13 protein-coding genes are annotated in these 12719 nt (G+C 71.1%); 10 read left to right on the plus strand and 3 right to left on the minus strand.

The features are described 5' to 3' along the window. Positions 1-204: 204 nt before the first annotated feature. Both OG948_RS04460 and OG948_RS04465 read right to left on the minus strand, forming a co-directional pair. Positions 205-459, minus strand: a complete 255-nt coding sequence (locus tag OG948_RS04460) for a hypothetical protein (RefSeq protein WP_158695782.1) — start codon at positions 457-459, stop codon at positions 205-207. A 49-nt stretch (positions 460-508) separates the two neighbouring features. Then, positions 509-1792, minus strand: coding sequence for an MFS transporter (locus OG948_RS04465; RefSeq protein ID WP_406294010.1), 1284 nt, complete (start codon positions 1790-1792; stop codon positions 509-511). An 18-nt stretch (positions 1793-1810) separates the two neighbouring features. On the opposite strand from OG948_RS04465, the gene OG948_RS04470 reads away from it, so the two are divergent. The 8 genes from OG948_RS04470 to OG948_RS04505 all read left to right on the plus strand — a co-directional run bounded on the left by OG948_RS04470 (position 1811) and on the right by OG948_RS04505 (position 9180). Beyond that, positions 1811-2686 carry an acyl-CoA thioesterase gene (locus OG948_RS04470; protein WP_406294012.1) on the plus strand — a complete coding sequence of 292 codons (876 nt, stop codon included), beginning with the start codon at positions 1811-1813 and terminating at the stop codon, positions 2684-2686. A 39-nt stretch (positions 2687-2725) separates the two neighbouring features. Then, positions 2726-3100: a VOC family protein gene (locus OG948_RS04475; RefSeq protein WP_395868334.1), complete on the plus strand. Its 375-nt coding sequence runs from the start codon at positions 2726-2728 to the stop codon at positions 3098-3100. A 129-nt stretch (positions 3101-3229) separates the two neighbouring features. Continuing rightward, positions 3230-4009, plus strand: coding sequence for an enoyl-CoA hydratase/isomerase family protein (locus OG948_RS04480; protein ID WP_406294013.1), 780 nt, complete (start codon positions 3230-3232; stop codon positions 4007-4009). Positions 4010-4013: 4 nt separating this feature from the next. Continuing rightward, complete coding sequence (locus OG948_RS04485; protein WP_406294015.1) at positions 4014-4910, plus strand: SDR family oxidoreductase; 897 nt, start codon at positions 4014-4016, stop codon at positions 4908-4910. Between the two features lie 170 nt (positions 4911-5080). Next, on the plus strand, positions 5081-6220 hold the full coding sequence (locus OG948_RS04490; protein ID WP_406294016.1) for a magnesium and cobalt transport protein CorA: 1140 nt from the start codon (positions 5081-5083) through the stop codon (positions 6218-6220). 166 nt (positions 6221-6386) lie between these two features. Further along, complete coding sequence (locus OG948_RS04495; protein ID WP_406294018.1) at positions 6387-7127, plus strand: alpha/beta fold hydrolase; 741 nt, start codon at positions 6387-6389, stop codon at positions 7125-7127. A 125-nt stretch (positions 7128-7252) separates the two neighbouring features. After that, complete coding sequence (locus tag OG948_RS04500) at positions 7253-8566, plus strand: sensor histidine kinase (RefSeq protein ID WP_406294019.1); 1314 nt, start codon at positions 7253-7255, stop codon at positions 8564-8566. Then, positions 8530-9180: a LuxR C-terminal-related transcriptional regulator gene (locus tag OG948_RS04505; protein WP_395868347.1), complete on the plus strand. Its 651-nt coding sequence runs from the start codon at positions 8530-8532 to the stop codon at positions 9178-9180. Before OG948_RS04500 ends, OG948_RS04505 begins: the two co-directional genes overlap by 37 nt. A 128-nt stretch (positions 9181-9308) precedes the next feature. Here the strand turns inward: OG948_RS04505 and OG948_RS04510 are convergent, their stop codons facing one another. Next, complete coding sequence (locus OG948_RS04510; protein WP_395868349.1) at positions 9309-9512, minus strand: hypothetical protein; 204 nt, start codon at positions 9510-9512, stop codon at positions 9309-9311. Positions 9513-10059: 547 nt separating this feature from the next. Between OG948_RS04510 and OG948_RS04515 the strand changes: the two genes are divergently transcribed. Then, a complete protein-coding gene (locus OG948_RS04515) occupies positions 10060-11487 on the plus strand; it encodes a hemolysin family protein (RefSeq protein ID WP_406294020.1) in 1428 nt (475 codons plus the stop codon). Beyond that, positions 11484-12551, plus strand: coding sequence for a CNNM domain-containing protein (locus OG948_RS04520; RefSeq protein WP_406294022.1), 1068 nt, complete (start codon positions 11484-11486; stop codon positions 12549-12551). Before OG948_RS04515 ends, OG948_RS04520 begins: the two co-directional genes overlap by 4 nt. Positions 12552-12719: the final 168 nt, after the last annotated feature.

Consider the following 12719-nt stretch of genomic DNA (forward strand, 5'->3'; position numbering starts at 1 on the left):
ACGTCAACGCTCAACACACACCAAGGCATCGAAGCACCGCAACATATATCAAGACATGTCAAGTCACGTCGAAAACACATCGAAGACGCGTCCAAGACACCTCGGCGCGTGCTCTCCGGCGCGGTTGTCGGCGCGGGCGCGTAACCTTCGTCCTTCGGCGGTCCGGCCCGACGCTCTCTTGCCCCTGTCGCGGTCGGGCCGTCGTCAGGTGAGCTTGGCCGCGGCGCGCAGCGCTCGCATGATCTTGAACCGGTTCGGCCCCAGCACCATCATCGGGTGCGCGTGCAGCGCGTGTATGGCGTTGCGTTCCGCCCGCACGGCCGCCGACCACTGACGGGTCAGTTCGGCGTCCAGCCGCCCGGGGTTCTCGCGCGCGAACGTCGTGACGACGTCGGCCGCGTGGTCGCGGTCCCGCTGGAGGGCAACCAGCTCAGCCGGGATTTCCGCCGGTTCATACATGCGGATCATCGTAGGTGGCAAGCCGCGCTCGACCTAGGACATGCGTGCGTCACACGTGCCGCGAATCCCGCTCCTCCTCCTTCGGCGCCTCCTCCCCGGCCGGCCCCCGCTCGTCGCGACCCGCCGCGCAGTACAGCGCGACCACGCCGCCCAGGGCCGCCGTGACGAGCAGGATCACCCGGTGGTCCACCACCGCCAACAGGCCCGCCACGCCGAGGATGGCGAACGCCGTCGGCGCGAACATCAGGGTCCCGGCGGTCGCCGCGACCCGCCCCACCAGATGCCCCGGCGTCTCCCGTTGCAGCACGGTCATCGCCGCCACGTGCACCGCGGGCAGCCCGAACCCGATCGCCACGCTCCCGGTCAGCACCACGGGCAGCCACTCCACCACGCGCAGCCCCACCCCGACCGCGAACAGCGCCAGGCCCAGCACCGCGAACCCGCGCGCGCCGAGCCGACGGATCAGCGCGCCGGCGCACAGCCCGACCGCCACCGACCCGGCACCCTGCGCCGCGTACAACACGCCCACGAACGCCGGTGAGCGGCCGAGTCCCTGGTCGACCACGGCGTAGATGGCGCCGCCGCTGATCCCGGACACCACCATCGCCAGGCCGCCGGAGAGCACCAGTCGGCGCAGCGGACGGTGCGCCCACAGGTAGCCGACGCCCGCCGTGGTCCGGCTCCACCACCCGGTCTCCTCGACCTCGACCGGCACCGGCCGGTCGAAGCGCATCAGCGCGAACACGCCGGCCGCGAGCACGAACGTGCCCGCGTCCAGCAGCGCCACGGTGTGCCCGCCGGCCCACGCGAACAGACCCGCGCCCGCCAACGGCGCGATCAGCTTCATCCCCTCGGAGGCGCTGAGCCGTATCCCGTTCAGGTCGCCCAGGATGCCCGGCGCGACACCGGCGGCGAGCGCGGTCGACTCGGCCGCGTCCAGCAGCACGAAGCCGACCCCGTAGCCGCACATCACCGCGAACAGGATCCACACCTGATCGGCCGAGCGCACGGTCAGCGTCGTGGTCAACAACACCGCGAGCACCAGGTTGGTGACCAGGAGCACCCGTCCGGCCGGCCATCGATCGACGGCCGTGCCCAGCAACGGGCCGAGCAGGGACGGCGCGAACACCCCGAGCGCCATCAACGCGGCCACACTGTCCGAACCGGTCAGCGTCTTGGCCCAGACTCCCGCGACGAGCGACATCGCGCTGCTGCCGAAGCCGGAGACCACCACCCCGCTCAGGTACAGACTCGCGTTGCGGTCCCCGAGCACCTTTACCGCACCCCACGCCACGCGCCCACCATGCCCCTCGTCGTCGATGTCGCGGCTCACCTTGCTGTACTAGCAGTCATGAGCAGCGACGTCACCCGATTCGTCGAAGAAGTTGAGCCGACCCGACTCAACTCCGATCTATTCGAGGGGAAAAGCCCTGATCCGGACGCCTTTCGAGTTTTCGGCGGCTGGCTCGTCGCACAGGCGCTGGCCGCGGCCGGGGCCACCGTCGACGCCGATCGTGTGCCGCACTCGCTGCACACCTCGTTCCTGCGGCCGGCCGACTCGACGCTGCCGCTGACCTATCGGGTCACCCGCACCCTCCAGGGCCGCACGCTCAGCCATCGGCTGGTCGACGTGCTCCAGGCGGACAAGGTGGTCGTGCACCTGGTCGCGTCCTTCCGGGTGACCCGACCCGAGACGCCGTTCGCGCACGCCCCGAGCGCGCCCGCCGCGCCCGACCCGACCACGCTGCCCACCCTGGCGCAGCGGCTGGCGGCGCTGAACGGCCCGCTGCGCCGGCCCGGGCTGGTCCGCTACAACCCGGTGGACCTGCGCTTCGTCGAGCCGCCGAGTTGGGCCGACGAGACCTGCACCGCCCGCCCGCCGCACAACGCGCTGTGGTGTCGCGTCGACGGGGATCTGCCGGACCGCGCGCTGCTGCACGCGTGCGCGATCGCCTACGCGACCGACCTGAGCATCCTGGACACGCTGGTGCTGCCGCACGCGCGGGCCCTGGGCCGGCGCTGGATCCCGCGAGCCAGCCTGGACCACTCGATCCGCTTCCATCGCCCGTTCCGCGCGGACCGCTGGTGGTTGTACGACCAGGAGGGCACCACGCTGCACGCCGCGCACGGCACCGTGCACGGCCGGCTCTTCGACGCGTCGGGCGCGCTGTTTGCGACGGTGAGTCAGGAGGCACTGTTCGGCGAGCCGGTCGAACACCGGCCGTAGCGCCGCCGAGGGCCGGTGGCGCCAGCCGAGGGAGTGCACATGGTGCAGGTCGGAAAGGTCTCGCTGAATGTCGACGACCAGGACGCGGCGAAGCGCTTCTGGGTCGACAAGATGGGCTTCGAGGAGGTCATGGACACGCCGATGGGCGAAGCCGGCAGCCCGCGCTGGATCGAGGTCCGCGCCCCGGGCGACGCCATCACGCTGATCCTGTTCAGCCACCGGTTCGACATGGAAAAGGTCGGCTCGCTCAACAACGTGCTGTTCACCTGCGACGACATCCAGAGCACGTACCGTGAACTGGTCGCCAAGGGCATCGACTTCCCGGACAAGCCCGCCCAGCAGGAATGGGGCTGGTGGGCCACCTTCCGCGACAACGAGGGCAACTTCTACGGATTGACCCAGCGCAACCCCTGACCCGCCCACGCCGCCGCCCCGGCCCGTTCGCGGGCCGGTGAGGCGCCGGCTGTGATCTTGCCCGCTTGCGGTCCTCGCGGGCGCCGTGCCCCTCGATTCCTGTGCGGGGTTGGGATATCCCAGGGTGTCATGGCGGACAAGGTGCTTCTCGACTACGACGGCCCGATCGCGACGATCACCAACAACAACCCGGACAAGCACAACGCGTTCGACGACGACATGGATCAGTTGTTGTGGCAGATCCTCGGCGAGCTGCGGCAGCGGCCCGAGGTGCGCGCGGTGATCTGGCGCGCGGTGGGCAAGTCCTTCTCGTCCGGTCGGGACGTGTCCTCGATCGGCGGGCACCGGGTGGAGTTGACGCACCACGAGCTGATGACCCGCGGGCATCGCGGCGTGCAGCAACTCTTCGAGTTGCCCGCGCCGGTCCTGGTGGCCTGCCAGGGCTGGTCGATCGGCGCGTCCTTCCAGCGGGCGCTGCTGTGCGACATCCGGGTGGCCGCCGAGGGTGCCCGGTTCATGCTGCCGGAGACCACCCACGGGGTGATCCCGGACACCGGCGGCGTGGGCCGACTGTTCCAGATCTGCGGCCCGGGGGTGACCGCCGACCTGGTGCTCACCGGCCGCCCGATGGACGCCGCCGAGGCGTACGCGCACGGCATCGTCTCGCGCGTGGTGCCCGCCGACGAACTGGACGCCACGGTGCGCGAGATGGCCGAGCGGATCGCCGCCGCGCCGGCGGTGACCATCAAGATGGCCCGACGCGTGCTCGGCCACCTCGCCGAACCCGCCGTGCGCGCCTCGATGGCCGAGGAACTGATCGCGCAGACCTTCGTCAACAAGTCGGACGACTACGCCGAGTTCCGCGCCGCCCGCGCCGAACGCCGGCCCGCCCACTACACCGGGAGCTGACCCCATGACCGAGGCATCCGACGGCATCATCGGCCTGCCCGAACCACCCGCCCCGGGCGCCGCCGCCCTGCCGGCCGGTACGTACGCGGGCCGCACGGTGTTCGTCACCGGCGGCGGCACCGGCCTGGGCAAGGCGATCGCGATCGAGTTCGCCCGGCTGGGCGCCGACCTGGTGGTGGCCAGCCGCAAGGAGGACCACCTCGAGGCCGCCCGCGAGGCGCTGGCCGAGACGGGCGCACGGGTGCGCACGGTGGCCTGCGACATCCGCGAGCCGGCCGACATCGCGGCGGCCTTCGACGCGGCCGTCGACACCTTCGGCCTGCCGGACGTCCTGATCAACAACGCGGCGGCCAACTTCCCGGTCCCGGCCGAGGAGATGTCGCCCAACGCGTGGCGCACCGTCGTGGACATCACGCTCAACGGCACCTACTTCTGCGCCCGCGAGTTCGCCCGCCGGCATCTGGCGGCCGGCACGCCCGGCTCGATCGTCAACATCGGCGCCTCATACGCCTGGACCGGCGGCCCCGGCTTCGCGCACAGCGCCGCCGCCAAGGCGGGCGTCAAGAACATGGTCGAGACCCTCGCCGTCGAGTGGGGCCCGTACGGGATCCAGGTCAACGGCCTGGTCCCGGGCCTGTTCCCGCACGAGGACATGACCGCCGACATCAAGGGCAATTTGGCCGGCACCCACGACAAGGACCCCTGCCAGCCCGCCATGCGGGTCGGCCGGCCGCGCGAACTGGGTTGGGCCGCGACCTTCCTGGCCTCGCCCTACGCCCGCTTCGTCTCCGGCCACACGCTGGTCGTGGACGGCGCCAACTGGCAGCGGCGCGGCCTGGTCAACCCGCCGGTGGTCACCGTGCGGCAGCAGATGGGCAAGGGCCCGTTCGAACTGCCGTGAGCGCGACCCGGGCGCCGACGCACCGGGTGGCACGACGCCGAATGGCATAAATCCGTCATATCTGCGCGGAAAAATGGACAATACGACAGTCGGGTCGGTCGCGATTCCCTGGCGCGATCGGCCCGACGTCACGTCCGTACCCGTCGCCGCCCAGTGTCTCGGAGCCCCGCATGCCCGATCGGCGTCTGCCCTTCCGCGCCCGCAGACACGGCGCGCCCGGATCGCAAGAGCCGCCCGAGCGCTCGATGGACCCGCGCGCGGCGGACGCCCCGGAGCCGGCACCGGTCGAACACAGCCTGATCGACGCGGCGATCTACGTGGCCGGCGTCCGCGTCGCCTCGCCGACCACCCTCGCCGACACCTACCGCGAACTGCACGCCCGCCCCGGCGCCATGGCCTGGATCGGGCTCTACCGCCCCTCGGAAAGCCAACTCTTCTCCGCCGCCGAGGAGTTCGACCTGCACGCGCTGGCCATCGAGGACGCGATCGTGGCCCACCAGCGGCCCAAGCTGGAACGCTACGGCGAGACGCTGTTCGTGGTCCTGCGCGCGGCCCGCTACCTCGACGACGTCGAGGAGGTCGACTTCGGCGAACTGCACGTCTTCCTCGGCGGCAACTTCGTGGTCACCGTCCGGCACTCCGAATCACCGGACCTGTCCGCCGTCCGCCGCTGGGCCGAGGACCGCCCCGAACTTCTGCGCCAGGGCCCGGAGGCGGTGCTGTACGCGATCCTCGACAGCGTCGTGGACGCCTACGCCCCGGTGGTCGGCGGCCTGCAGAACGACATCGACGAGATCGAGGCGGAGGCCTTCCTCGGCGCCCCGAACGTCTCCCGGCGCATCTACGAACTCTCCCGCGAGGTGATCGAGTTCCAGCGCGCGACCCGACCGCTCCTGCTCATGCTCACCGACCTGTCCACCGGCTTCGACAAGTACCACGTGGACCAGGAGCTGCGCCGCTACCTGCGCGACGTCCAGGACCACGCGACGATCGCCGTGGAGCGGGTGGCCGGTTTCCGCTCGCTGCTCGAAGGCATCATGCGGGTCAACGCGATCGTGGTGACCCAGGCCCAGAACGAGGAGATGAGACAACTCACGGCGGCCAGCAACGCGCAGAACGAGGAGGTCAAGAAGATCTCCGCGTACGCCGCCATCCTGTTCGCGCCGACCCTGATCGGCACCGTGTACGGGATGAACTTCGACGAGATGCCCGAATTGCACTGGACCCTCGGCTACCCCTTCGCGGTCGGCCTGATGGTCCTGGTCTGCGTGATCCTCTACGTCGTCTTCAAGCGCCGCAACTGGCTCTGACCGCGCCGGACCCGACACCGGTCACGACTCCTTCGACAAACCTGTCGCGTTCTGTCAGGTATGCGGTCCAGGATCGTTTTTGCAAGGACGCACGAACGCGACACGCAACACGCACGAACGCGACACGCAAGAACGCACACCGAACCACCACTGGAGGAGCACCACCATGGCGAACATCGTTCTCGTTCCCGGCTACTGGCTCGGCGCGTGGGCATGGGACCGGGTCGCCGAGCCGCTGCGCGCGGCCGGACACGACGTGCTCGCGGTGACCCTGCCGGGCCTCGCGGCCGACGGCGCCGACGCCACCGGGATCGACCTCGCCACCCAGACCGACGCCCTGGTCGCCGAGATCACCACGCGCGAGTCGAGCGACGTGGTCCTGGTCTGCCACTCCGGCGGCGCGTTCACCGCGTACGAGGCGCTGGGTCGGATCCCGGACCGGATCGCCCGGATCGTCTACGTGGACGCGGGCCCGGTGCCCGAGGGCACCTCGCTCCTGGACCTGACCGAGCCCGAGGAGCGGGCCCGGATCGAGGCCGAGGTGGCCGAGCGCGGCGACGGCCGCTACACCTACCCCTGGGACCCGGCGGCCGAGCCCGCGATGCTCGACGGGATCACCCCGGCCGACCTGGAGACGCTGCGCACGCGCGCGGTGGCCCAGCCGTACGCGGTCGCGGCCAGTGCGCAGCAGGTCGGCGACGCGGCCCGGCTCAAGGTGCCCGCGCACATGATCACCTGCATGTTCCCGGCCGAGCAGGTCGAGGCGATGCTCGCCCAGGGCCACCCGTTCATGGCGGAGTTCGCGGCGGCCGAGGTCAAGAGCGTGCACGGCCTGCCGACCGGCCACTGGCCGATGTTCTCCCGCTCCGAGGAACTGGCCGCACTGCTCACGGAGATCGCGGGCTGACCCGTACCCGCGGGGTGGGCCCAGGCCCACCCCGCGCGGGGGTGCCACCCCAGTGACCTGCACGGTCGTCGCCCGACACACTGGTGACACCACCAACGCACGGCACATCCACGGGAGGAACCCGCATGAGCACGCTCACGCCGCACAGAGGCGACCCACCGGCGACCGGTTGGCGGCTCGGTCGGGCCCTGCTGTCGGCGTGGCACGGCTTCATCCTGGTCTTCCTCTCCGTTCCCGCCCTCGCGCTGTTCATCACCTGCGTCGTGTTCATGACGCTGATCCCGCTGGGCGTCGGCCTGGTGTTCTTCCTGCCGCTGATGTTGCTGCTGCGCGCCACCGCCAACCTGACCCGGACCGCGATGGGTTCGTGGTCCGGCGTCCCGATCGCGACCCCCTACCGTCGGCTGCCGCCGGGTGGGGGCGTGAGCGGGCTGTGGCGGCGCACCCGGCGCATGATCGCCGAGGGGGCCACCTGGCGGGACCTGCTCTGGGCACTGCTGTACCTGCCGTCGAGCCTGCTGCTCGCGTGCTTCCCGATGATGCTGATCGTGAACGGTCTGCACGGCGTGCTGATGCCCTTCCTGTGGGAGGTGGCCTACCGACACGTCGATCCGCAGTGGTACACGTTCATCAAGGTGGACAGCTCGCAGCGGGCCGGCCTGTCGGTGCCGTGGGGCCTGGTGCAAATGGGCCTCGGCCTCGCCCTCGCACCGTGGTTCGCCCGGATCAACGCGCTGTGGAACCGGTCCCTGCTCGCCCCCACCAAGGAGGCCGCGCTGGCCCTGCGGGTGCAGCACCTGACCGAGAGCCGGACCGACGCCGTGGACGCCTCGGCGGCCGAGCTGCGCCGGATCGAGCGCGACCTGCACGACGGCGCGCAGGCCCGCCTGGTCGCGATGGGCATGAACCTGGGCGCCGCGGAGGCGCTGATGAACAGCGATCCGGAGGCGGCCCGCGTGCTGCTCGCCGAGACCCGCGCGGCCTCCGCCAAGGCCCTGCACGAACTGCGCGATCTGGTCCGGGGCATCCACCCGCCGGTGCTCTCCGACCGGGGCCTGGGCGACGCGGTGCGCGCGGTGGCGCTGGAGAGTCCGCTCGACGTCAACGTCCGCGTCTCGCTGCCCGCGCGTCCCGAGCTCCCACTGGAGTCCGCGGCCTACTTCGCGGTCACCGAGGTGCTCACCAACGCGGCCAAGCACTCCGGCGGACAACACGTCGAGATCGATCTGGCGTACACCGACGGCAAGTTGCGGATCACCGTCACCGACGACGGCGTCGGCGGGGCCGATCTGATGAAGGGCACCGGTCTGCGCGGCATCGAGCGCCGACTCGATACATTCGACGGGACGCTCGCCCTGCATTCCCCCGAGGGCGGCCCGACGACTGTGATCATGGAGCTGCCGTGCGACTTGTCCTCGCGGAAGACCTCGCCCTCCTGAGGGACGGTCTGGTCCGCCTGCTCCAGGCCCACGGTTTCGAGATCGTCGCCGCCGTGGACAACGGCCCGGAACTGCTGCGGGCACTGGTGGAGCACAAGCCGGACGTCGCGGTGGTCGACGTCCGGCTGCCACCGACCTTCACCGACGAGGGCCTCCAGGCCGCCCTGGAGGCCCGTCGGCGTGTCCCGGGGCTGCCGATCCTGGTGTTGTCGCAGTACGTCGAGCAGTTGTACGCGCGGGAGTTGCTCGCGGACGGCACCGGCGCGGTCGGCTACCTGCTCAAGGACCGCGTGTTCAACACCGACGAGTTCGTGGACGCGGTCCGCCGGGTCGCGTCGGGAGGTACCGCGATGGACCCCGAGGTGATCTCGAAGCTGCTGGCCCGCAACGTGCGGGACAAACCGCTGGCCCAACTGACGCCGCGCGAGCGCGAGGTGTTGGAGCTGATGGCGGAGGGCTGCTCGAACGCGGCGATCGCGAGCCGGCTCTTCGTCTCGGAGGGCGCGGTCAGCAAGCACACCACGAACATCTTCGCGAAGTTGTCGATCGACACGTCGGACGAGACGAATCGGCGCGTGCTCGCGGTGCTGGCCTACCTCAACGGGAGCGGCTGAACTTCCGACGGGGGACCCGCGCGCCGGCGTGCTCGAGGACGGCGGCCGGACGCGGCCGCGGCCGGTCGGGGCGGCCGTGTGGGATCGCTCTCACCACGCGCGAGCGTACGGCGCATCCGGGCGGGTGCTCACGAACCGGTGGTCAAGCGCAACAGCCGGTCTCGTTCCTCCTCGACGATGCGTTGGGCGCGCAGTACGACGGCCTCGGGCACGCCGTCCGGCAGTTCGCCCGAATCGCGGAATCGGCGGAGGTCGCGTGGACGAACGCCGGTGATGTCGTAGGCCTTCAACGCGGCGAGCGACACGGCGTAGTCGTCGAGTGTGCGAGGCATGGTCTCCTTCTCGCGCGCTGGGAGGTCCGATGCGGGCACCTCGGGCGAGCCGGCGTCGGCCGGATCAGGGCTGCTGTCGTACACGCTGCCCCCGTCTGATGTTGTCAACGTCATTGCGGCGGTGCGGGTTCCCGGTACCAATCTTCCGGACGGGAAGGCGCGGGTCGCTCCCCCGTACGGATGAACTTCGCGACACCCGCGGCAGGAGGCGCAGCGAGCGCGTACTCCCCTCGCCGCAGTACGCGGGTCATGCGCACTCGACGAGGGCTGATCACCACACGGTGTTCGAGGAAGCACAGATTGTCATGGCGGAGGGCGGAAAGCCAAGCATCTTTTGCTATCGGTTCGAATCCGACCCTCCGCGCGCGCTTCCCCGCCCGCGCCCGGGGAACAAGCGCACGCGATGATACGTTCGGCGTGGTAAGTGTTTTGACCCTGAATTGCCCGTTGAGCAAGGAGCGTGCGTGTCCGCCCAAGAGACGGACCCCCCTAGTACCGGTCCCTCCCGAGACTGTGATCGAAGCCGCGACGTCCGGGAGGCGGTCTCATGACCGCGGCTCTTGGCATAGCCGCGATCGTCGTCCTGACCCTCGGCACCGGTTTCTTCGTAGCCCAGGAGTTCGCCTACGTCGCGGCCGACCGCAGTCTGCTGCGCCGCCGTGCCGAATCCGGTGACAAGGCGGCGGCCCGGGCGATGACCGTGATGGGGCGGCTCTCGTTCATGCTGTCCGGTGCCCAACTCGGCATCACCGTGACGGCCCTGTTGGTCGGCTTCATCGCCGAACCCGCGCTCGCCGCGGTGATCTCCCCCCTCCTGGACCTGATCGCCGTCCCCGGCGGCGCCGTCCCGGTGATCTCCCTGATCCTCGGCTTCGCGGTGGCCACCGCGATCCAGATGGTGCTGGGCGAGCTGGTCCCCAAGAACTGGGGCATCGCCGAGCCCGAGCGGGTGGCGATCCTGCTCGGCCGACCGACGCTGATCTACCTGAAGGTCGCCGGGCCGCTGATCCGCCTGTTCGACACGCTGGCCAACCGCATCGTGCGCGCGATCGGCATCGAACCGGTCGAGGAACTGCACGGCGGCGCCACCACCGAGGAACTCGCGCACATCGTCGACGAGGCCGGCCGCGACGGTGACCTCGACCCCGACCTGTCCGGGATCCTGCGCCGCGCGATCGCGTTCGGCGACCTGACCGTGGACCAGGTGATGGTGCCGCGACCGGACGTGGTCCGGGTGCGCGCCGAGACCACCGCCGCCGAGCTGATCGAGCTGGTCGCCGAGTGCGGCCACTCGCACTATCCGGTGGTCGGCGAGCGGGTGGACGACGTACTGGGCGTGGTCGGGGTGGCCTGCCTCCTGGAGGTCGCGCCCGAGGACGCCGCGCACGTGAGCGCCGGATCCATCGCGCGCCCCGCGCTGCTGGTCCCGGACACCGCCGGGCTGGCCTCGCTGCTCGAACAGCTCCGGGCCGCGCACGAGGAGTTCGCTGTGGTGCTGGACGAGCACGGCGGCCTGGCCGGGATCGTCACCTACGAGGACGTGGCCGAGGAACTGGTCGGCGAGATCGCCGACGAGAGCGACCACGAGGACCCCGTCGACACCGAGCCCGAGGACGGCTGGTGGCGGCTGGACGCGGGGCTGCGCGTGGACGAGACCGAGCGGATCGTCGGCGCCGAGCTGCCGGACGGCCCGTACGACACGCTGGGTGGTCTGGTCATCGCGCACCTGGGCCGGCTGCCCGAGGTGGGCGACCGGATCAGGGTGCCCGACCCGGACGAGGTGCGCGCCGGGCGGCCGGCCGACGAGGACGACGAACCGATCCGCTACACCGAGATCGAGGTGCTCGAGGTCGAGCGGCACGTGCCGGCGCTGGTCCGGGTCCGCGTGCTGACCTCCGCCCCGTCGTTCCCCCGAAACACATCCGAGTGGAGTGCCGAACGGCGTTCCGGTCGCAACACCGAGGTGACCGCATGACCCCGACCCTGGCCTCCGGTGGCGGCCTGGGCTCGCTGGAGCTGGGCCTGTTGCCGGCACTGGCCGTCACGACCGCCCTGCTGGTGGGCAACGCGTTCTTCGTCGCCGCCGAGTTCGCGATGGTGGCCGCGCGCCGGCACCGCCTGGAGGCGCTGGTCGCCGAGCGCAGGCGCGGCGCCAAGTCGGCCCTGGCCGGCGTGCGCGAGCTGTCGCTGATGCTGGCGGGTGCCCAACTCGGCATCACGATGTGCTCGCTGGGCCTGGGCATCGTCTCCGAGCCCGCGATCGCGACCATGCTCGACCCGCTCTTCGACGCGGTCGGCATGCCGGCCGCGGCGGGGCACGCGGTGGCGTTCGCGATCGCGCTGGTGGTCGTGGTGATCCTGCACATGGTGCTGGGCGAGATGGCGCCCAAGTCGTGGGCGATCGCCGGTCCCGAGAAGGTCGCCCTCGTGCTCGCGCCGTCCTTCCGCGGCTACACCCGGGTGGTGCGGCCGTTGCTGCTGGCGATGAACGGGGTCAGCAACGCGATCCTGCGCCTGGCCCGGATCGACCCCAAGGACGAGTTGTCCCATCCCAAGGACGCCGAGGGCCTGCGCCGCCTGGTCGGCGAGTCCCGCCGGCTCGGCCTGATCGACAGTTCGTCACACGACGTGCTGTCGGGCACGCTGCGCACGCACACCGAGCCGCTGGCCCGACTGGTCGTGCCGACCGCCGAGATCGATTCGGTGCCGGCCGGCGCGGGACCGGACGAGATCGTCGCGATGTCGCGTCGCAACGGTCGCAACCGGCTGCTGGTGCGCGGTGAGGACGGCACGCTGTTCGGCGTCGTGCACATCCGCAAGGTGCTCACCTCGCGCACGCAGACCTCCGGCAACACCGCCGGCGAGCTGGCCACGTCGGTGCTCACGCTCGGCGTGGACACCCCGATCCAGCGCGCGGTGGCCGCTCTCCAGGAACGCCGCGCGTCACTGGCCCTGGTCCACGCCGCCGACGGCACGCTCCTGGGCCTGGTCGGCCTCGACGACCTCCTCGGCAGCGTCCTGGGCGCCCGAGCGGCGTAGCGCACACCCCCGAGCGGGCCTCGCCCCGACCTCACAGGTCGGGGCGAGGCCCGCTTCGCTCGTCCGGCGATTCACTCGACGAAGGCTCGCTCACCGCGTGTCGTCGGCAGGCTCGTCCGATGGTCCGGATGCCGGTGAGGGGTGTCCGGGCGACCCCCTCGATGCGAC

Source organism: Embleya sp. NBC_00888 (assembly GCF_045207655.1).
In the GTDB taxonomy this organism is placed as follows: domain Bacteria; phylum Actinomycetota; class Actinomycetes; order Streptomycetales; family Streptomycetaceae; genus Embleya.

What these genes read in the sequence shown, in the direction of transcription:
- OG948_RS04500 (WP_406294019.1), top strand. Translation starts at nt 7,253, where the DNA reads ATGAGCACGCTCACGCCGCACAGAGGCGACCCACCGGCGACCGGTTGG.
- OG948_RS04510 (WP_395868349.1), bottom strand. Translation starts at nt 9,512, where the DNA reads ATGCCTCGCACACTCGACGACTACGCCGTGTCGCTCGCCGCGTTGAAG.
- OG948_RS04515 (WP_406294020.1), top strand. Translation starts at nt 10,060, where the DNA reads ATGACCGCGGCTCTTGGCATAGCCGCGATCGTCGTCCTGACCCTCGGC.
- OG948_RS04470 (WP_406294012.1), top strand. Translation starts at nt 1,811, where the DNA reads ATGAGCAGCGACGTCACCCGATTCGTCGAAGAAGTTGAGCCGACCCGA.
- OG948_RS04495 (WP_406294018.1), top strand. Translation starts at nt 6,387, where the DNA reads ATGGCGAACATCGTTCTCGTTCCCGGCTACTGGCTCGGCGCGTGGGCA.
- OG948_RS04485 (WP_406294015.1), top strand. Translation starts at nt 4,014, where the DNA reads ATGACCGAGGCATCCGACGGCATCATCGGCCTGCCCGAACCACCCGCC.
- OG948_RS04460 (WP_158695782.1), bottom strand. Translation starts at nt 459, where the DNA reads ATGTATGAACCGGCGGAAATCCCGGCTGAGCTGGTTGCCCTCCAGCGG.
- OG948_RS04520 (WP_406294022.1), top strand. Translation starts at nt 11,484, where the DNA reads ATGACCCCGACCCTGGCCTCCGGTGGCGGCCTGGGCTCGCTGGAGCTG.
- OG948_RS04475 (WP_395868334.1), top strand. Translation starts at nt 2,726, where the DNA reads ATGGTGCAGGTCGGAAAGGTCTCGCTGAATGTCGACGACCAGGACGCG.
- OG948_RS04490 (WP_406294016.1), top strand. Translation starts at nt 5,081, where the DNA reads ATGCCCGATCGGCGTCTGCCCTTCCGCGCCCGCAGACACGGCGCGCCC.
- OG948_RS04480 (WP_406294013.1), top strand. Translation starts at nt 3,230, where the DNA reads ATGGCGGACAAGGTGCTTCTCGACTACGACGGCCCGATCGCGACGATC.